The organism is Gordonia sp. J1A (genome assembly GCF_055393515.1).
Map to the genome: position 1 here is coordinate 2,121,171 of NZ_AP041607.1, position 18,680 is coordinate 2,139,850.

The window sequence follows — 18,680 nt, forward strand, 5'->3', positions numbered from 1 at the left end:
TATCCGAACACTACCAAGGGGGTCTGACAGAACTCCCGGTCCGATCGTCCGACAGCGCGCCTCGCTAGATCTCCAACTCATACGTCCGGACGTCGGCACCATTCCACGACTGCCAAAGGTTGTCGGCGAGGTCGCGGTACGCGGTGGCGCCCTTGTTCTTCCGCCCGCGCATCACTGACGCACCGGAGGCCGAGGCCTCGGCGAAGCGGACCGTCCGCGGGATCGGCGGGTCCAGCACAGGCAGCGCATAGCGGTCCGAGACATCCGACAGCACGTCGCGACTGTGGGTGGTCCGGGCATCGAACAGGGTCGCGACCGCACCGAGCATCTTGAGGTCCGGATTGGTGATCTGCTGAACTTCAGTGACGGTACGCAGCAACTGTCCGACGCCGCGGTGCGCGAGCGTCTCACATTGCAGCGGGACCACCACCTCGTCGGCAGCGGTGAGTCCGTTGAGCGTCAGAACCCCCAGCGACGGCGGGCAGTCGATGAGCACCACGTCGTAATCCTGCGCCACCTCCGCCAAGGCCCGTTTCAGCGCGTATTCGCGGCCCGGCCGCATCAACAGCAGCGCTTCGGCACCGGCGAGGTCGATGGTGGCGGGCAACAAGGTCACATTGTCGTCGGTATCGAGCAGAACGTCGGCGATGTCCTCGGCGCCGATCAGCACGTCGTGCACCGACTTGGTCAGCTGATCCGGGTCGTGCCCCAGCGAGAAAGTGAGGCAGCCCTGGGGATCGAGATCGACGACGAGAACCGAGACGTCCTCGTCGGCCAGGGCGGCGCCGATCGACGCGGTGGTGGTGGTCTTCGCCACTCCACCTTTCTGATTCGCGATGGCAAGGGTGCGCGTCATGGCCACCACCATACGGTGGCGTCCCTCATACCACCGGGATCAGGCGTCCGGGTCACACGTCCGGCTCACGCGTCCGGCGGCAGATCGTCCGCATTCAGCCAGGTGAGCGACGCCGGCGCGAAGAGCAGCACGAGGACCGCCAGCGCGACGATCGCGACCGGCACCCCGATGAGGGGAAGTCCGCTGCCGGTGATGAGGGTGTAGGCCACCGGCAACAGCAGAATCTGCGCCATCAACGAGACCCCGCGACCCCAGCGCCGTCCGCGAGTCAGGGCGAGGCCTCCCGCGAAGACGCCGCCGCCGATCGCCGCGAACCACGCGGCGGTGCCGTACCCGCTGATCGCGGCCTCGTGGTGCCCTGCCATCTCGCGAATCACAAGGACCACCGCGACGATGAGACCCAGTGCACCCTGGACCGCCGTCACGTAGCCCGCCCAGCGGAGGGTGCTCGGGACGCCGGAAACTCGGCGGATGGGATCAGAACTGCTCACTACTCCAGGGTATGGCCGAGCACCCCCGACTCGTGAATCGGGCTCGTGCCCGATAGTGTGATGCCTCGTGCGCGTCATGCTCATCACCAATCCGTTCGCCACCTTCACGACTGCTGAGGGACGTGACGCGCTGGCCAACACTCTCGATTCCCGATATCACGTCGATGTGGAACACACCACACATCGCGGCCACGCCGGAGAACTCGGGGCGCGCGCGGCCGCCGAGGGCTACGACGCGGTGGTGGTGCACGGCGGCGACGGCTCGGTGAACGAGGCGGCCAACGGCATCCTCGGCTCCCCGGACTCCTTGCCCCGCCCTCCTTCGAGCCTGCCGGCTCTGGGCGTCGTTCCCGGAGGAAGCGCCAACGTCTTCGCGCGGGCCCTCGGGATCGACCGTGACCCCTTGACCGCGACCGCGCAACTCATGGCGATACTCGACCGCGGCGAACGCCGCTCGATCAGCCTCGGCCACACACTCAACCGCTGGTTCCTCTTCAACGCCGGTATGGGCATGGACGCGATCGTCGTCCGCCGGATGGAGGAACTGCGACACAAGGGCAAGAAGGCGACCGCGGGTCGCTACTTCCGGACCACGGTCAGTTCGTTCGTGAAACCCTCCATCACTCCCCCGACGTTCACCGTCGAAGTCCCCGGACGCCCCGCGATCGACGGCGTGCGGTTCGGCTTCGTCAGCAATACCGGCCCGTGGACCTACTTCGGCACTCGGGAGATCCGGACGAATCCACACACCGACTTCGACCACGGGCTCGGCATCTTCGCCGCCACGTCGGTCTCCGTGGCACGGAATGTGGTGCTCGGCGCTCGTCTCCTGGCCGGCACCGAACCCAGGGCTCACCATCTGTATCGCGACGACGATGTGGAATGGGTCCGATTCACTTCACCCGAGCCGGCCGACGTCCAGATGGACGGCGACTACCTGGGCGTTTACGACAAGATGGAGTTCGGCTACCGTCGCGCAGTACTGGATGTGGTGGCGGCGCAGAAGGCCGGTTAACCCCTGCGCTACTGGCCGGTAAGCACGTGTTGGGCCGCTTGCCAACCTGTTGTGATCTATCCGGCATTCGCCGCGCAGCTATAGCCAAGCGGCGATGCACAGTAGTACAACAGTTGTTGACGCAATCACCCACCCCCTGCCAAGCGACGTCCTGCGCCCCAAGCCAGGTGAATTCGGTATTGCAGCCCAAGTCGAATTTTGACGATCACGCATGCGTGCGCGACAACGCCGCAGGTTTAGAAGGAGTACGTAATGGACTGGCGCCACAAGGCTATTTGTCGTGACGAGGATCCGGAGCTGTTCTTTCCGGTCGGCACGTCGGGCCCGGCGATCGCCCAGGTTGCTGACGCGAAGCTGGTCTGCCAGCGCTGCCCGGTGACCGCTGAGTGCCTGGCGTGGGCCCTTGAGACCGGTCAGGACGCCGGCGTCTGGGGCGGCATGAGCGAGGACGAGCGTCGCGCGCTCAAGCGCCGCAACGCGCGTACCCGCGCCCGCAGCGCCGTCTGACGCGACCCAGTTCACGAAGGGAGCCCCCGGTCCGAGACCGGGGGCTCCCTTCGTGCTTCGTTGCACGCGTCCATGTTCTCAGTGGAGGTCGGTCCTCAGTGGGGCTCCTCAGTGCAGGGGAATGTCGAGCCGCACCCGGGTACCGCCGGTCTCCGGCACCGGTGCGATCTCGATCTGCCCGCCGAGGTCGTTGGACACCAGAGTCCGGACGATCTGCAGTCCCAGCCGGTCCGAAGCCGCCAGATCGAACCCCTCCGGCAGACCGCACCCGTTGTCGGTGACCGTCACCTGCAGGTCGCGCACGTCGCGGATCGCGCCGACCACGATCTCCGCACCGTCCTGGCCCGGAGCGAAGCCGTGCTCGATCGAATTCTGGATCACCTCGGTGAGCACCATGACCAAGGGCATGGCCAGATCGGCGGGCAGGACTCCGAGTCGGTTCTCCCGCCGCACCGTCACGCGCGTACCGCCGTCGGGCAGCCACACGTCCACCAGCGACGACCCCAGTCGGTCGACCACGGTGTCGAGGTCCACCTCTTCGTCGACGCTGCCGGAGAGCATCTCGTGCACCAGCGCGATCGACGAGACGCGCCGTACCGCTTCTCCGAGGGCCGCGGTGGTCTCCGGGTTGCCCGAACGGCGCGCCTGCAGGCGCAGCAGCGCCGACACACTCTGCAAGTTGTTCTTGACGCGATGATGGATCTCGCGGATCGTCGCGTCCTTGCTGATGAGCGCGAGATCGCGCCTGCGCACTTCGGTCACGTCGCGGATCAGCAGGACCGCTCCCCGCGACTGCCCCGCCGATCGGAGCGGCACCGCCCGCAGCAGCACGGTGGCACGGCGCGCGTCGAGTTCCATCCGCAGCGCGATATCCGGTGAGGGCAGGCAGGCGCCGTCGGGGGTTCCGGCGGCCGCGGCGATCATCGCCTCGGCATCGGCAGACTCGAAGGGATCCGTCAGCAGGGCGGCGAGAACCTCAGCGATGCGCGAGCCGCCGAGGTCGGTGGTCCAGCCCATCCGGTGCACGGCCGACAGTGCATTGGGGCTGGCGTACGTGACCGAGCCGTCGACCTCGATGCGGATGAACCCGTCACCCGCCCGTGGCGTCGACAGTCCGAGCGTATTGGCCTCGTCGAGCGGAAAGGCACCCTCGACGACCATCCGGCAGAGCGCCTCGGCGGCGTCGCGGTACGCGGATTCGAGCGGTGACGGCGGACGCGGATCAGAGGCGTCGCCGGCGCGGCCGAGCACCGCGATCACCTCGCCGTCGAAACCGACGGGGATGGCGGTGCGTTCGATGAGCACGTTCCCGAAACGGGTGGCGATGCCCTCGCGCTCGATGACCCCCGACCGCAGCGCCGCGGCCATCAGCGGGTTGGCGCCCTGGGCACTCGCCGGCCGGTCCACCCGATGCCCCACCTCGTCCCGGGGGAACACCGTCGACGCCGTGTTCGGCCGCACCTGAGCCACATAGACCAGGCTCGGGGGCTCTCCGCCCGCACGACCGTCCTCATCGGGGACCGCGAGGAGGTAGTCGGCGAAGGAGAGGTCGGCCAGCAACTGCCATTCGGCCACCAGCCGCTGGAGGTGCTCGGCGGCCGCCGCGGAAAGCGTCGTGTGCTCGGCGAGGAGATCAGTGAGTGTCGCCATGGGCGCGGTTCAGAGCGAGTCGGTGCGGCGGCCCGTAACGGTGGTCAGTCCTTCTCGTAGGTGGCGATGATGTCGCCGGCCTGGATCACGTCGCCGACGTTGACCTTGACCTCGGAGAGCACGCCGGCGTCCTCGGCCAGCACCGGGATCTCCATCTTCATCGACTCGAGCAGCACGAGGGTGTCGCCCACGTCGACCCGCTGACCGGCTTGCGCCGAGACCTCGAGGACAGTCGCAACGATTTCATTGACCACGTCTTCCGCCATGGATGACATGGTAACCGAGCGGCCGTTCGGCGCGTTCGCTTGTCGTCGTGATTAACGTCCGCGCCCGGCGACGTGAAATAATCGTCGTCGCATACCGGCCCGCACGATCTAAGGAGGTCCGTCATGGGTAAGCGCGGACGTAAGAAGCGCAGTCGTAAGAAGAACGCAGCCAACCACGGCAAGCGTCCCAACGCCTGAGTCGTCGCACTCAGCGACGACGAAGCGGCCCGGCTCCCCGAGGGGATCCGGGCCGCTTCGTCTGTTCTGGCGCGGTGTCAGTCGGACTCGACGCGGTACGTCGTCTGCCGGATGCTCACCGATCGGCGGATCTCGACGCGGAGCCGTTCGCGCAGACCGTCCGGGGCGTGGTCCCCGCCGCACTTGCGGCTGATCAGCTCCTTCAGCTGCTGCTGCACCCCGTAGTGCTCGAGGCAGGACGGGCACGCGTTCACGTGGCCCTCCAGTCGCTCGCGCGCACCGGCGTCGCACTCGTTGTCGAGGAGAAGCCAGATGTCTGCCAGGACCGCGGAGCAGTCCAGGTTCTCGAATTCACTCTCGCCGGCGCCACTCATTTCGCCACCTCGCTGGTCCGTCCGAAACCACGCTCCCGAGCGACGTCGGCCAGCAGATCGCGCAACTGGCGGCGGCCGCGGTGCAGACGCGACATGACGGTGCCGATCGGGGTGTCCATGATCTCGGCGATCTCCTTGTACGGGAGCCCTTCGACGTCGGCGTAATACACGGCCATCCGGAAGTCCTCCGGCAGCTTGCTCAACGCCTCTTTGATCTCGTCGTCCGGCAACGCGTCGAGCGCCTCGATCTCCGCCGAACGCAGACCCGTGGACGTGTGCTCCGCGTTGGCCGCGAGCTGCCAGTCGGTGATCTCGTCGGTCGGATACTGCGCCGGCTGGCGCTGCTTCTTGCGGTAGGAGTTGATGTAGGTGTTCGTCAGGATCCGGTACAACCAGGCCTTGAGATTGGTGCCCTCGCGGAACGACGCGAACGCCGAGAACGCCTTGATGTAGGTCTCCTGCACCAGGTCTTCGGCGTCGGCCGGGTTGCGCGTCATGCGCAGCGCGGCACCGTACATCTGGTCGAGGAGGGGCAACGCGTCCCGCTCGAACCGCTCGGTGAGCTGCTCGGGCGTCTCGGCCGGTGCTGGACTGTCAGATGACACGAACTTCCCTTCGCCGGAAATGTGCTCCACCAAGTCTAGCGATCCACGCGCCGCGCGGGCGCCCTCCGGCCGTCCACGCACGGTCGCACCACGGTCCAGGGTTGCTGCAGCCACGCCTGCGCCACCTCCTTCAGTCCGTCCACCCGAGTCGGGTCGTTCGCTCATCGACTCGGTCAACAACCCGTCCGCGCAGTTTGTTCCGGCGTGCCAGCATTGAAGGATGTGCGGACGCTATGCAGTGACCACCGACCCGGCCAGACTCGCCGCCGAGATCGACGCGGTGAACGAGGTGCCTGCGGACACGGTACGGGAGTCGTACAACGTCGCGCCGACCACGACGGTGATGACGGTGGTGCAACGCCACGAGCACGGTCGGCCCGACGACATCCCCGCGCGGCGCGTGCGGGCGATGCGGTGGGGCCTGGTGCCGTCGTGGACGAAGGAACTGGGCAAGGGTCCGCTGCTGTTCAACGCACGCGCCGAGACCCTCGCCGACAAACCGGCCTTCCGCGGGTCGCTGGGAGGCAAGCGGTGCCTGGTGCCGATGGACGGCTGGTACGAGTGGAAGCCCGGTCCGCCGGGAGCGAACGGCAAACCGACCAAGGTCCCGTTCTACATGACGCCAGCCGACGGCACCCGCCTGTTCATGGGAGGTCTGTGGGCGGCGTGGCGGCCGGCGCAGGCCCGCGCCGCCGGCGACGATTCGCAGTGGGTCTCGAGTACGACGATCATCACCACCGACTCGGTGGGGCCGTTGCGCGAAGTCCATGACCGAATGCCGCTGATCATGCCGGTGGAGTTCTGGGACGCCTGGCTCGATCCCGATCACCGCGCGGATCCCGATCTGTTGGCGCCGCCGGCCGCCGAGTTGGCCGAGGCGATCGAGATCCGCGAGGTGTCGAGCCTGGTGAACCGTGTCGCAAACGACGGTCCCGAACTTCTCGAACCCGTCGGAACCGTGGGATAGTCGGTGGCCATGAGCCCTGAACGTCCCGGATTCCTGCAGAAGATCGGCTATCTGCTGGGCCGACCGCTGCCCGGATCGATGCGGGACTGGATCGTCGAGGACCTCACCGGTCCGGGACATATCCGTCGCTACGTGATCCGCGGGCTGCTGCCGGTGATCCCCCTGTTCGTCGCCTTCATGTTCATTCCGGGGATGCTGTGGGTGAAGCTGGGAATGGTGGTTCTGCTACTGATCCCGTTCCTGTACTTCCAGGTGGCGCTCAGCCGCGTCTACCGCCGACATCTGCTGGTCAACAACGGCCTCGACCCGGCGCTGCTCGACAAGGTCAGGATCCAGCGCGCCGATTCGATTCACGACGAGTACCGCGAGCGGTACGGGCGCTGAGCGGTAGTCGGGCAGCCGCCGCGGCGAGGATGCGCGCGAGGTAGCCGGGACGACTCCACATCGGCCAGTGTCCGGTCGGCAGGTCGACGAAGTCGACGTTCTCGAGGTTCAACACCTCGGCGAACATCGGGTGACCCGCTTCGGCCGACTCCATGATCCGCGCTGCCGGAATCGAGCAGCACACCAGAGTGGCCGGGACCGCCAGACGCGCGTCGTCGGTGAGTTCCACGCGCCCGCGCAGCACCGGACCGGGCTCCGGCACTGCCCTGACTCGAAAACGGTCGAGAGCGTCGGGGCTCAGGCCCTCGAGACCGGCCTGCTGCCCGAGCACGTCGAAGGGCGGCAGGGGGAGCTCGTCCGAGTCGTCGGACGCATCCGGTGCGAAGACGCTGCCGGAGGCGACCGGCCCACTGTCGACCCACACCACCCGGCCGATGAGTCCGGGATGGCGATCGAGCACAAGGCTCACCGGAGAATTGGCTCCGCTGTGCGCCACGACGACCACCGGCTGTGTCTCGGAGGCCTCAGCCCGGGTCATGGCCTGCTCGATCGCCGCCACTTGGTCATCAAGCGTTCTGGACGCCCTATGATCGCCGGGTCAGGTCTGACGGACGTAGGCGATACCCCTCCCCCACCGGTGCCGCGAGATCACGAGTACACGTAATCACTGACCGGGAAGTTGGCCTGCTCGTACAGCGTCGTCAGGGTCGCGTTGGGCCGCAGGAGCGTCGCCTCACCATGCTGGTTGAAGTAGTAGCTGCGCGACGTGGAGCAATCACCGGCGTAGAACACCGACGATGCGAGGTTTCGGGTCGCGCGGTCGAGGAACTCGGCATTGGCCCGCTCCGTGACCTCGAAGCGAGTCGCACCGCGGCGGCGCATCTCCCCGAACAGCCTCGCGATGTGCTTCATCTGGCCTTCGATGGTGGTGAAGTACGACAATCCGCTGTACGAGTACGGGCTGTTCAGCGTCAGGAAGTTCGGGAACTTCGGAACACTGATCCCCTCGTACGCCTGAAACCTGCCCTCGCGCCACCACTTCCCGAGATCGCGGCCGTCACGGCCGACGATCGTGAACGCGGGAAAGTTCACATCCCACAGGTTGAACCCAGTCGCCAGGACCAGGGTGTCGACGTCGACCCGCCGTCCGTCGGCCAGGACGATTCCGCCGGGCACGACGGAATCGATCGTGGCCGTCTCGAGATGGACGGTCGGCTGGTTGAACACGCGGAAGTACGTGTTGGAGAACGTCGGCCGCTTGCAACCGAAGTCGTAATGCGGCGTCAACGCTCTCCTGGTCGCCTCGTCGCGCACCTGCAGCCGCATGTGGGTCTTCGCGAGCAGCGCCGCGAGCCGATTGCCCGGCTTGGCCTGCCGGTAGTGCAGCACCCCGAATACCATCAACGCCTCGAGCAGCGAGGTGTTGACCGCGCGGGCCGCCTTCTGCGCCAACGGGATCCGGGCGAAGAGATGCTGCACGGGACGCGGGATCGGGAAGTCGATCTTCGGCACCACCCAGATGGGCGTCCGTTGGAAGACAGTGAGTTCGCGCGCCGTGCGGGCGATCTCGGGAATCAACTGCACCGCGGTGGCACCGGTCCCGATCACCGCGGCGCGCTTGCCGCCGAAGTCGTATCCGTCGGGCCACGCCGTGGTGTGAATGATGTCGCCCGCGAAGGTGTCGATCCCCGGGAAGTCGGGGGTGTGCGGCTGCGAGAGGAACCCGGTCGCGGTCACCAGGTACCGGGCCGTGCGGACTGTACCGTCGGCGGTGCGCACGGCCCAGCACTCCTTCGCCTCGTCCCAGTCGGCTCGCTCGACGACCGCCCCGAACTCCATATGGCGCCGGAGGTCGTACTTGTCGGCGACGTGTTCGGCGTACCTCTTGAGTTCGGCTCCGGGCGCGAACAGCCGCGACCAGTAGGGGTTGGGTTCGAAGGAGTACGAGTAGGTGACCGATGCGATGTCGACGGCCAGTCCCGGATAGTGGTTCACGTGCCAGGTGCCGCCGAGGTCGTCCTCCCGTTCGAGGATCGCGATGTCGTCGACGCCGAGCCGTTTGAACTCGATTCCCGCGCCCATGCCGCCGAAGCCCGCTCCGACGATCACCACCTCGTGGTCGACCCGTCGCTGACTCATCACCGTCTCCGATCCACGAACCTCTTTAGTGTGACGTGCAGTACACGTTAACTCGCGAGGCCGCCGATGAACAGGTTCCGCGATCGCCGCGAGCATCGTTTGCGGGCCGGGGCACGGTTGGCATGATGGGTTCGAGGGCCCGCATGCACGAGCCCTTCGCCCACCAGGCGCGCGAAGGGCGGGCCGGCCGCACGATCAGGGCCGAATCCGATTGACACACAAGAGAGTTGGAGCAGACATGGCCAAGAAGATCATTGCCACCGGTTACGGCGACCCGGCCGACGTCCTCGCGGTGACCGACGTCGACGTCCCCTCCCCCGGCCCCGCCGACGTGGTCGTCGCCGTGCGCGCCGCCGGTCTCAACCCGTACGACGTGAAGCTCGTGCGCGGCCTCATGGGCACCAAACCCGAGAAGCTCCCGCTGTCGCTCGGCGCCGAGGTCGCGGGCGTCGTCCATGCCGCGGGCGCGGAGTCCGGATACCGAGCCGGCGACGAGGTGGTCGTCTACCCGGCGGCGGCCGCACTCGCCGAGTACGTCCTCGCCGACGCCGATCGCGTCCACCGCAAGCCGGCCGATCTGGGCTTCGCCGAGGCGTCGTCGTTGCTGTTGGCCGGCGTCACCGCGGTCGACACGCTCGCCACCCTCGGTGTCACCGGAGACGACGTCCTGTTGGTTCACGGTGGCGCCGGTGCGGTCGGGTCGATCGTCGTGAGCGAGGCGGTGGCCGCCGGAGCGACGGTCATCGCCACGGCCTCCGACCGCAACCACGATCATCTGCGCGAGTCGGGCGCGGTCCCGGTGGCGTACGGAGAGGGACTGGCCGAGGCCATCACCGAGGCTCGGGACGGCAAGCGCGTCACCGGGGTGATCGACACCGTCGGCACCGACGAGGCGATCGACGTCTCCCTCGACCTCGTCGCGCCGCACCGGATCGTGAGCGTTGCCGCGTGGGGCAGAGTCGACGACGGCATCGTCGTCGTCGACGGAAGCAGCGAGCAGAGTCGCCACCATCGCCGTGCGGCAGTCGAGCCGCTCCTCGAGGACGCCGCTTCCGGACGGATCACTGTCGATATCGCCCGCACCTTCGGGTTCGACGATGCGGCCGAGGCCTTCGACGAACTGCTCGGTGCGCACCCTCGCGGGAAGTACGTCTTCGAACCGAAATAGCGGGCGTTCGTACGGGGCGGCGTCAGGACTTGCGGCCGCCGAAGAAGAGCGCTCCCGCGCCGACGATCGCCAGCCCGATGAGGACCACCCAGAACGCGGCCTTCAGCAGCGGGCCGATGATCGACAGGGCGATCAGCACGGCGATGACGATCAGCACGATCTTCCAGACCGACGTGCTGTTGGACTTCCGGGGTTCCAGGTTTGTACTCATGACTCCACGGTGGTCGCTCCCGGCCGATATGTCACCCCTCGACCGCCGATACCAGGGAAAGTTCAGGGTCCTCCCGGACCGGTGGAATACCGAGAGGGCCCGCGGGCGTTGGTCGTTGAATGGCAGAGAACACGATTCCGGAGATCACCCTCAACAACGACGTCCGCATTCCGCAACTCGGGTTCGGCGTCTTCCAGATCGCACCCGCCGACACCAAGGAGGCCGTCCTGACGGCCTTGGAAGCCGGTTATCGCCACATCGACACCGCCCAGATGTACGGCAACGAGCGCGAGGTGGGCGAGGCCGTCCGAGAGTCCGGGCTCGACCGCGCCGAGATCTTCGTGACCAGCAAGCTCAACAACAACGCGCATGATCCGGAGGCGGCTCGCGACGCCACCGCGCGCAGCATCGACGCACTGGGCATCGGCCCGATGGATCTGTATCTGGTCCACTGGCCGATGCCCGCGGTCGGCGACTTCACCGATACCTGGCGTGCCATGGAGCGCTTCTACGAGGACGGACAGACGCGTGCGATCGGCGTCTCGAACTTCCAGATCGGACACCTCGAGCGACTGCTCGCCGAGACCGAGGTGGTGCCCGCGGTGAATCAGATCGAGGTCCACCCGTACCTCTCTCAGACCGAACTGCGCGAGTACAACGCGTCCAAGGGCATCGAGACCGAAGCGTGGTCGCCCATCGCCCAGGGCGACGTTCTCGACGACCCGGAGTTGAAGGCGATCGCGGCGCAGACGGGCCGGACGGTCGCGCAGGTGGTGCTGCGGTGGCATGTCCAGCTCGGCAACATCGTCTTTCCGAAGTCGACCACCCCGTCACGGATCGTCGAGAACCGGGACATCTTCGACTTCGAACTGACCGACGAGCAGATGTCCCGCATCGATTCGCTCAACGCCGACCGTCGCCGCGGCCCGAACCCGGACGAGTTCAACTGGATTCCCGAGTGAGCCCCGCACCCCGATAGCCCGAGGATCGATCCGGACTCCCCGCGCACCGGCGCGCGCACGACGCCGACCGGTGCGCGGGGATTCTGGTGTGCCGACCGCGCCGCATAGCATCGACGGTATGAAGTTCTCCCGCCGCGCCGAAGCCGTCAGCCCGTTCTACGCGATGGAATTCGGCAAGCACGCCGCGGCGCTCGAGGCACAGGGGCATCACGTCGTGAAGCTCAATCTCGGTGAACCCGATTTCGGAGCGCCTCCGGCGTTTCTGCGCGAGGTCCGGCGCATCAGCGACGGGCGGCCCCTCCCCTACACCGGTGCTCTCGGCCTCGACGACCTGCGGCGGGCGATCGCCGGATTCACCACCGAGCACTTCGGTGCACGAGTGGCGCCGGAACGCGTCGTGGTCACCACCGGTGCCTCGGCGGCGCTGCTCCTGTCCTGCGCGGCCCTGATCGATCCCGGTGACGAGGTGCTGGTGGCCGACCCCTCGTACCCGTGCAACCGGCGTTTCGCCGAGAGCTTCGGCGGCCGAGTGCGGTTGCTGGAGACCTCGCCGGCGACGCGTTTCCAGCTCGACGCGCAAACGGTGGCAGACCGATGGCGCCCCGAGACGCGCGGGGTGATGGCGGCGACTCCGTCGAATCCCACGGGTACGTCACTGCCGCACACCGAGCTGGTCGAGTTGTGCGGAACGGTCTCCGAACGCGGAGGGTGGCGCATCGTCGACGAGATCTACCTCGGCCTGGCCGATGACGGGCCGGACGGGCCGCCCCGCAGTGTCGCGGCCGACGACCCGGGCGCCATCGTGATCAACAGCTTCTCGAAGTACTTCGGTATGACGGGCTGGCGGCTCGGATGGGCCATCGTGCCGGAGGCGATGATCCCCGTCGCCGAGCGGCTCGCCCAGAACTACTACATCTGCCCGCCGACACCGTCTCAAGTCGCCGCGCTCACGTGCTTCGAGCCCGAGACCCTCGCAGTGGCCGAGGACCGTCGCGCTCAGTTCCGGGCACGTCGCCGACTGGTTCTCGACGGGCTGGAGCGCATCGGTCTCGATGTGCCGGTCCGGCCCGACGGCGCCTTCTACGTCTACCTCGACGTGTCGGGCACCGGGCTCACGTCCAGCGAGTTCTGCGAGACCGCCCTCGCGCAGGCCCACGTGGCGCTGACCCCCGGCAAGGACTTCGGCGACGCCGGAGCGGAGCGCTTCGTCCGGCTCAGCTACGCGGCGTCCGAAGAGGATCTCGCCCTGGCGATCGACCGACTGGGCGACCTGATGAACCGGATCTGATCGCGGCGTTCTGCCCGACAGGCTAAGAATGTCGCATGCGCCTTCGACGACGGTCCCTGTTCGCCTCGGTCGCGATCGCGACGGTCTCGGGCGTAGCCTCGTGCACCGCGGCACCGCCCGACATGGGCGAACTCCCGCCGACCGCGATCGCGGCGATCTCCGTCGGTCAGGTGGTTCTGCCGAACCCGACCTCGGCCGCGAACGTGATCGTCGCGTTCGACGCGAAAGGCGACGAGGTCGGCCGGATCACCGGCGGCAGCGAGTACGACTCGACCGTGGCGCGGCTCGGCGACGGGATCTTCGGCATCGCCGGAAGCGGTGCCGTGGTGCTGCGGCCCGGGGAGAAGACCGTGACCGGCCCCGGAGGCCGCCGACGCATCGTCGGCTCCGCAACCGACCCCGACACCGGGCACGCCGTCATGTGGAACACCTTCGACACCACCCGGTACGTGCTCGTCGATCCCCACCGCAAGCCGTTCGGATCCGAGATCCCGGGCCGGCTCGCCATGGTCGCGCACTGTGAACACGGCTGGTACGCGGCCACCACCGAGACCGGACGCCCCTCGTCACGCGTCCAGCTCCGGCGCCTCGGCGAACCTGGCGCGAGCGTCGCGGTCGACCTGCCTGCGGATGTCTTCACCCGACTGCCGGCGGTCTGCGCCCCGAACGGTCGCGACCTCATCACGCTGCTGAAACCGATCGACGACGACACCGGCCCGCTACTGATGTCCATCGATCCCGAAACCGGGCGAACGGTGTCTCGCGAATTGGCCGGGCCGGATCATCCGTTGCGCGGCCATGTTCAGGCCTTCACCCGTCTCGACCACGATGTGTACCTCATCGGCTCGGACAACGGGGTGTACCGGTCACCGGTGTCCGGAGAACCCGCGGCGCCGGACAAGGTCTGGCAACTCCCCGGCGCCCACTCGACGACCAGGATGTTCGTGAGCGGAGCCAAGGTGCTCGTGGTATCCGGGCGAGACGAACCCGCCTACGGCGAGTACGACCTGCGGACCGGACGCCAGATCCGCGCACCGATTCGGCTCCCGTGGCTGCCGGGTCTCACCGACGGAGGGATCGACGTCACCGGCGCCGCGGACGTCATACGCTCAGCGCCTCGGCCAACCGCTCCACGAACACCGCCTGGGCGGCGTTGAGCTTGATCCGCGCCGCGTCAGCCCCGAACCACTCCCCACGGTCGATCTCGGGGAACTCCTGCACCCGGCCCGACTTGGGCGGCCACACCGTCTCGAAGGTGTTGCTCACGATGGCGCCGGCGTCGAGATCGCCCTCGAGTGCGAAGCCGACGACGCGTTTGCCGCTGCGCAGTCGGACCTCGCCGAGGTCGATTGCCGGGCCGTCGGGCGCAGGCCGACCGGTCTCTTCGGCGAACTCGCGGCGGGCGGCCGCGAGCGGCTCCTCGCCCTCGTCGATCAGCCCCTTCGGGATCGACCACGCACCGTCGTCCCTGCGTGCGAAGAACGGGCCGCCCGGATGCACCAGCAGCACCTCGAATCCCGCCGGCCGACGGCGGTAGAGCAGGATTCCGGCGCTGAACTGGGCCTTGGGCATGCGACCAGGGTAGGCCCCACGACTACGGTGGAGCCATGGAGATCCTTTCGAGCCGGACCCTGCTGATCTCACCCGACCCCGAGGCGCTGACCGCCTTCTACCGCGACCGACTGCGACTGGCGGTGGCCCGCGAGTACCCGGGCGGCACCGTCTTCCACGCGGGCACGGGTCTGATCGAGATTCCCGCGCACATGGCCGCCACCGCCGCCGGCGAGACCGGTGACGTGCTGTGGCTGCAAGTCCGCGACATCGCCGCCACCCGGGAGGCCCTCGCCGCCGAACAGGTCCCGATCGTCGCCGAACCGGAGACCAAACCGTGGGGCCTGATCGAGATGACCGTGGCCGATCCCGATGGGCGCCGCCTGATCGTGGTCGAGATCCCCGCGGACCATCCGCTGCGCCGGGACGTGCGCGGTTGACGACGTGAGAGACTGAAACCCATGAGCAATTGGGTCGCGCCCTTCCTTGACCGCCCCGTCGACTCCGTGGTCGACCTCCCCGGCTCCAAGTCCATCACCAATCGCGCGCTCATCCTGGCCGCGCTCGCCACCGGCCCGTCCCGCATCACCGGCACCCTCCGATCCCGCGACACCGACCTCATGCTCGATGGACTCGCCGCCATCGGGGTCGGCGTCGACTGCCACCCGGACGACCCGACCACCGTCGACATCACTCCGCGTCCCCTGCATGCCGGCTCCATCGACTGCGGCCTGGCCGGGACCGTGATGCGTTTCCTGCCCGCGGTGGCGGCGCTCGCGACCGGCGACGTGACCTTCGACGGCGACGAACAGGCGCGCAGCCGACCGCTCGGCACCGTCCTCGACGCGCTCCGTGCGCTCGGCGCCGAGATCGACGGCGACGGGCTGCCGTTCACCGTTCACGGCCGGGGCGGGGTGCCGGGCGGACCGGTCACCATCGACGCATCGGCCTCGTCCCAGTTCGTCTCCGGTCTTCTGCTGTCGGCCGCCCGTTTCGAATCCGGCATCTCGATCACCCACTCCGGGGCACCGGTGCCGTCCATGCCGCACATCGACATGACCGTGGAAATGCTCGAAAAGGCCGGCGTCCGAGTGGAGTTCGATGCGACGGCCACCCGCTGGCAGGTGGCGCCGACGGCCGTCACAGCCGTCGACTGGACAGTGGAGCCGGACCTGTCGAACGCTGCCGCCTTCCTCGCGGCCGCACCGGCCACCGGCGGGCGGGTCAGCGTGCCGCGCTGGCCCGCCACCACCACCCAGCCGGGGTCCGCGATCGTCGGCATTCTGGAACGGATGGGCGCTTCGGTCGTCCACGCGCCCGACGGCCTCCTCACGGTCCGCGGCAACGGCCGCCCGAGGGCGATCGAGGTGGATCTGCACGAGGTGGGCGAGTTGACTCCGACGGTCGCCGCCCTGTGCGCGCTCGCCGACGGCACCTCCGTACTGCGCGGCATCGCCCACCTCCGAGGCCACGAGACCGATCGGCTCTCCGCGTTGAGCACCGAGATCAACCGCATCGGCGGGCAGTGCCGGGAGACTGACGACGGCCTCGTCATCACCGGGCGCGAGGCAGCCGACCTGGAACCCGCACTCTGGCACAGTTACGCCGACCACCGCATGGCCACGGCGGGCGCCCTCATCGGCCTCCGCGTCGACGGTCTCACCGTCGAGAACGTCGAGACCACCGCGAAGACCCTGCCCGATTTCGTGAAGATGTGGGAGGCGATGGCGGGGACCGCATCGTGAGCACCCGGGCGGGAACGGTTCGCGGCCGCACCTACGACGAGTCCGACGTACGGATCCGGCCCGGCAAGGGCAGTCGGCCGCGCACCAAGAACCGTCCGGCGCACGACGACGCCGAGACGGCCATGGTGGTCTCGGTGGATCGCGGCCGCTGGGGTTGCGTTCTGGACGGCGATCCCTCCCGCCCGCTCGTCACCATGCGCGCCCGCGAACTCGGCCGGACGCCGATCGTGGTCGGCGACCGCGTGGGTGTCGTCGGCGACCTCTCCGGCCGCCCCGACACGCTCGCCCGCATCGTCCGGGTCGACGACCGCAGCACGGTGCTCCGCCGCACCGCGGACGACAACGATCCGTACGAGCGGATCGTGGTCGCCAACGCCGACCGATTGCTGATCGTCACCGCGCTGGCCGACCCGCCGCCCCGGACCGGTTTCGTCGAACGCGCCCTGGCCGCGGCGTACGCCGGCGGACTGTCGCCGATCCTGTGTCTGACCAAGTCAGATCTCGCCGAGCCAGAGGAGTTCGCCGCACACTTCGCCGACCTCGAACTGCCGGTGGTGACGGCGGGTCGCGACGACGACCTCGGTCCCCTGTGGGACACCCTCGACGGTCACCTCACCGCCCTCATCGGACACTCCGGCGTCGGCAAGTCGACTCTCGTCAACCGGCTCGTCCCCGATGCGGACCGGGCCACCGGCGAAGTGTCCGGCGTCGGCAAGGGCCGCCACACGTCGACACAATCGGTGGCACTGCCGCTGCCCGGAGAATCCCCCGGGGCGCCGCCGCGCGGCTGGGTGGTCGACACCCCGGGCATCCGCTCGTTCGGCCTCGCGCACGTGACGCCGGATCAGATCGTCGACGCCTTCGACGATCTGCGCGACGCGATCGACGACTGCCCGCGCGGCTGCACCCACCTCGGCCCGCCGGCCGATCCCGAATGTGCGCTCGACGCACTCACCGGCAGCTCCCATCGGCGGGCGATGGCCGTGCGGGAACTGCTCAGGTCCGCGACGTCCACCGCTGCGGACGAGACACCGGTTCAGCAGCCGGAGGGCTGACCGCGGACGGCGGCCAGCCGTGCGGCATCAGCGGCGCCGTTCGGTGCGCCGGCGGCTCCGTCGCCTGGCGCGCACTTGCGCCAGCGCGGTCTTGAGCCCGCCGCCGAGCTTCGGCAGTCCGTCGAACCGGCGCTCAGAGGCGGTCTCGGGCGCGTCGTCGCTGGTCGCGATGAGGAAGCGGTCCGGCAGCGCGAGTTTGTTGATGGTCCGCAGCGTACGGAGGTACTGCATGGTGAGCGAACCGGTGTTGTACGGCAGGTCGTACTTCTCGCACAATTCGCGCACCCGCACCGAGATCTCGGCCATCCGGTTGCTCGGCAGATCGGGGTACAGATGATGCTCGATCTGGTAGCAGAGGTTGCCGCTGAGGAAGGCCAGCGCGGGCCCGGCCTCGAAGTTGGCCGTCCCCAGCATCTGGCGCAGGTACCACTGGCCGGACGTCTCGTCCTCGAGTGTCTCGACGGTGAACTTCTCCGCACCGTCGGGGAAGTGCCCGCAGAAGATGACCACGTAGGCCCAGAGATTCCGGATGAGGTTGGCCGTCAGATTCGCTGTCAGCGTGCGCGTGAAGTTGGGGCCCGACAGCGCCGGGAACAGGACGTAGTCCTTGCCGATCTGCCGGACGATCTTGCGCGCGAACAATTCGATCTCCGGACGCGCCTGCTCCATCGGTTTGCGGCCGGCGATGACCTCTTTGAGGTCGAGGTCGTGCAGGCCGATGCCCCACTCGAAGGTGGCGGCGAGCATGAGATTGAACAGCGGCTGGAACGCGCGGCGGGGTTCCCACGGCTCGTCGCGCGTCACCCGGAGGATCTTGTAACCCACATCGTGATCCATGCCGATCACGTTGGTGTACTTGTGATGGATGTAGTTGTGGGAGTGCTTCCAGTGAGGTGAGGCGCAGACCATGTCCCACTCCCACGTCGTGGAGTGCACCTCGGGATCGTTCATCCAGTCCCACTGGCCGTGCATCACATTGTGGCCGAGTTCCATGTTCTCGATGATCTTGGCGACCGACAGTGCGCCGGTGCCGAGCAGCCACAGCGACCGGCGGTGGCTGCCGAGCAGTGCGAGCCGGCCCAGGACCTCGAGTCCGCGCTGGGCGTAGATGGTCCGCCGCAGGTAGCGGCGGTCCTGCTCGCCCAGACTCGACTCGATCTCGCGGCGCAGCATATCGAGTTCCGCACCCAGTGCCTCGACATCGGCGTCCGTCAGGTGCGCGTACTCATTGATATCTGAAATCGCCAT

23 protein-coding genes are annotated in these 18,680 nt (G+C 68.1%); 12 read left to right on the plus strand and 11 right to left on the minus strand.

Annotation, left to right across the window (positions count from 1 at the left end):
• Positions 1-64: 64 nt before the first annotated feature.
• Both ACZ5QD_RS09960 and ACZ5QD_RS09965 read right to left on the minus strand, forming a co-directional pair.
• On the minus strand, positions 65-856 hold the full coding sequence (locus tag ACZ5QD_RS09960) for a ParA family protein (RefSeq protein WP_039867080.1): 792 nt from the start codon (positions 854-856) through the stop codon (positions 65-67).
• Positions 857-921: 65 nt separating this feature from the next.
• Complete coding sequence (locus tag ACZ5QD_RS09965; RefSeq protein ID WP_278124662.1) at positions 922-1,347, minus strand: hypothetical protein; 426 nt, start codon at positions 1,345-1,347, stop codon at positions 922-924.
• Positions 1,348-1,414: 67 nt separating this feature from the next.
• On the opposite strand from ACZ5QD_RS09965, the gene ACZ5QD_RS09970 reads away from it, so the two are divergent.
• Together ACZ5QD_RS09970 and ACZ5QD_RS09975 are read left to right on the plus strand one after the other, a co-directional pair.
• Positions 1,415-2,362 carry a diacylglycerol/lipid kinase family protein gene (locus ACZ5QD_RS09970; protein ID WP_278124664.1) on the plus strand — a complete coding sequence of 316 codons (948 nt, stop codon included), beginning with the start codon at positions 1,415-1,417 and terminating at the stop codon, positions 2,360-2,362.
• A gap of 252 nt (positions 2,363-2,614) precedes the next feature.
• Positions 2,615-2,869, plus strand: a complete 255-nt coding sequence (locus ACZ5QD_RS09975) for a WhiB family transcriptional regulator (protein ID WP_006895533.1) — start codon at positions 2,615-2,617, stop codon at positions 2,867-2,869.
• A gap of 108 nt (positions 2,870-2,977) precedes the next feature.
• Here the strand turns inward: ACZ5QD_RS09975 and ACZ5QD_RS09980 are convergent, their stop codons facing one another.
• Together ACZ5QD_RS09980 and ACZ5QD_RS09985 are read right to left on the minus strand one after the other, a co-directional pair.
• Positions 2,978-4,519, minus strand: a complete 1,542-nt coding sequence (locus ACZ5QD_RS09980; protein ID WP_006895534.1) for a sensor histidine kinase — start codon at positions 4,517-4,519, stop codon at positions 2,978-2,980.
• A gap of 44 nt (positions 4,520-4,563) precedes the next feature.
• On the minus strand, positions 4,564-4,785 hold the full coding sequence (locus ACZ5QD_RS09985) for a biotin/lipoyl-binding carrier protein (RefSeq protein ID WP_006895535.1): 222 nt from the start codon (positions 4,783-4,785) through the stop codon (positions 4,564-4,566).
• A 123-nt stretch (positions 4,786-4,908) separates the two neighbouring features.
• On the opposite strand from ACZ5QD_RS09985, the gene ACZ5QD_RS09990 reads away from it, so the two are divergent.
• Entirely contained in the window at positions 4,909-4,983 is a 75-nt protein-coding gene (locus tag ACZ5QD_RS09990; RefSeq protein WP_371865352.1) for a 50S ribosomal protein bL37, read from the plus strand.
• 77 nt (positions 4,984-5,060) lie between these two features.
• Here the strand turns inward: ACZ5QD_RS09990 and rsrA are convergent, their stop codons facing one another.
• Positions 5,061-5,357 carry a mycothiol system anti-sigma-R factor gene (gene rsrA / locus ACZ5QD_RS09995; RefSeq protein WP_045537950.1) on the minus strand — a complete coding sequence of 99 codons (297 nt, stop codon included), beginning with the start codon at positions 5,355-5,357 and terminating at the stop codon, positions 5,061-5,063.
• Positions 5,354-6,127 (minus strand): sigma-70 family RNA polymerase sigma factor, encoded by a 774-nt coding sequence (locus ACZ5QD_RS10000; protein WP_411815630.1) that lies wholly within the window; start codon positions 6,125-6,127, stop codon positions 5,354-5,356. The genes rsrA and ACZ5QD_RS10000 overlap by 4 nt, the downstream gene beginning before the upstream one ends.
• 55 nt (positions 6,128-6,182) lie before the next feature.
• Between ACZ5QD_RS10000 and ACZ5QD_RS10005 the strand changes: the two genes are divergently transcribed.
• Both ACZ5QD_RS10005 and ACZ5QD_RS10010 read left to right on the plus strand, forming a co-directional pair.
• A complete protein-coding gene (locus ACZ5QD_RS10005; protein ID WP_045537952.1) occupies positions 6,183-6,929 on the plus strand; it encodes an SOS response-associated peptidase in 747 nt (248 codons plus the stop codon).
• A gap of 9 nt (positions 6,930-6,938) precedes the next feature.
• Positions 6,939-7,313, plus strand: a complete 375-nt coding sequence (locus ACZ5QD_RS10010; protein ID WP_045537954.1) for a DUF5313 family protein — start codon at positions 6,939-6,941, stop codon at positions 7,311-7,313.
• Here ACZ5QD_RS10010 and ACZ5QD_RS10015 read toward each other — a convergent pair.
• Both ACZ5QD_RS10015 and ACZ5QD_RS10020 read right to left on the minus strand, forming a co-directional pair.
• Positions 7,255-7,851 (minus strand): alpha/beta hydrolase, encoded by a 597-nt coding sequence (locus ACZ5QD_RS10015; RefSeq protein WP_231650125.1) that lies wholly within the window; start codon positions 7,849-7,851, stop codon positions 7,255-7,257. The genes ACZ5QD_RS10010 and ACZ5QD_RS10015 overlap by 59 nt on opposite strands.
• A 110-nt stretch (positions 7,852-7,961) precedes the next feature.
• Positions 7,962-9,452 (minus strand): flavin-containing monooxygenase, encoded by a 1,491-nt coding sequence (locus ACZ5QD_RS10020; protein ID WP_045537956.1) that lies wholly within the window; start codon positions 9,450-9,452, stop codon positions 7,962-7,964.
• Positions 9,453-9,690: 238 nt separating this feature from the next.
• Here ACZ5QD_RS10020 and ACZ5QD_RS10025 point away from each other — a divergent pair, with 238 nt between their 5' ends.
• Positions 9,691-10,620: a quinone oxidoreductase family protein gene (locus ACZ5QD_RS10025; RefSeq protein ID WP_464366719.1), complete on the plus strand. Its 930-nt coding sequence runs from the start codon at positions 9,691-9,693 to the stop codon at positions 10,618-10,620.
• A 22-nt stretch (positions 10,621-10,642) separates the two neighbouring features.
• Here ACZ5QD_RS10025 and ACZ5QD_RS10030 read toward each other — a convergent pair whose 3' ends face one another.
• Entirely contained in the window at positions 10,643-10,831 is a 189-nt protein-coding gene (locus ACZ5QD_RS10030; protein ID WP_039867048.1) for a hypothetical protein, read from the minus strand.
• Positions 10,832-10,950: 119 nt separating this feature from the next.
• On the opposite strand from ACZ5QD_RS10030, the gene ACZ5QD_RS10035 reads away from it, so the two are divergent.
• The 3 genes from ACZ5QD_RS10035 to ACZ5QD_RS10045 all read left to right on the plus strand — a co-directional run bounded on the left by ACZ5QD_RS10035 (position 10,951) and on the right by ACZ5QD_RS10045 (position 14,238).
• Positions 10,951-11,793: an aldo/keto reductase gene (locus ACZ5QD_RS10035; protein ID WP_006895543.1), complete on the plus strand. Its 843-nt coding sequence runs from the start codon at positions 10,951-10,953 to the stop codon at positions 11,791-11,793.
• Between the two features lie 118 nt (positions 11,794-11,911).
• Complete coding sequence (locus ACZ5QD_RS10040) at positions 11,912-13,081, plus strand: aminotransferase class I/II-fold pyridoxal phosphate-dependent enzyme (protein ID WP_006895544.1); 1,170 nt, start codon at positions 11,912-11,914, stop codon at positions 13,079-13,081.
• 35 nt (positions 13,082-13,116) lie between these two features.
• On the plus strand, positions 13,117-14,238 hold the full coding sequence (locus tag ACZ5QD_RS10045) for a hypothetical protein (protein WP_006895545.1): 1,122 nt from the start codon (positions 13,117-13,119) through the stop codon (positions 14,236-14,238).
• Here ACZ5QD_RS10045 and ACZ5QD_RS10050 read toward each other — a convergent pair.
• Positions 14,183-14,653 carry an NUDIX hydrolase gene (locus tag ACZ5QD_RS10050; protein WP_006895546.1) on the minus strand — a complete coding sequence of 157 codons (471 nt, stop codon included), beginning with the start codon at positions 14,651-14,653 and terminating at the stop codon, positions 14,183-14,185. The two genes, ACZ5QD_RS10045 and ACZ5QD_RS10050, sit on opposite strands and share 56 nt — an antisense overlap.
• A gap of 35 nt (positions 14,654-14,688) precedes the next feature.
• On the opposite strand from ACZ5QD_RS10050, the gene ACZ5QD_RS10055 reads away from it, so the two are divergent.
• Genes ACZ5QD_RS10055 through rsgA form a run of 3 tightly spaced genes read left to right on the plus strand, consistent with a single transcriptional unit; the run spans position 14,689 to position 17,432 of the window.
• Entirely contained in the window at positions 14,689-15,072 is a 384-nt protein-coding gene (locus ACZ5QD_RS10055; RefSeq protein ID WP_006895547.1) for a VOC family protein, read from the plus strand.
• A gap of 21 nt (positions 15,073-15,093) precedes the next feature.
• Positions 15,094-16,377 (plus strand): 3-phosphoshikimate 1-carboxyvinyltransferase, encoded by a 1,284-nt coding sequence (gene aroA, locus ACZ5QD_RS10060; RefSeq protein ID WP_045537965.1) that lies wholly within the window; start codon positions 15,094-15,096, stop codon positions 16,375-16,377.
• Entirely contained in the window at positions 16,374-17,432 is a 1,059-nt protein-coding gene (gene rsgA, locus ACZ5QD_RS10065; protein WP_006895549.1) for a ribosome small subunit-dependent GTPase A, read from the plus strand. The genes aroA and rsgA overlap by 4 nt, the downstream gene beginning before the upstream one ends.
• A gap of 27 nt (positions 17,433-17,459) precedes the next feature.
• Here the strand turns inward: rsgA and ACZ5QD_RS10070 are convergent, their stop codons facing one another.
• Positions 17,460-18,680, minus strand: coding sequence for a fatty acid desaturase family protein (locus tag ACZ5QD_RS10070; protein ID WP_006895550.1), 1,221 nt, complete (start codon positions 18,678-18,680; stop codon positions 17,460-17,462).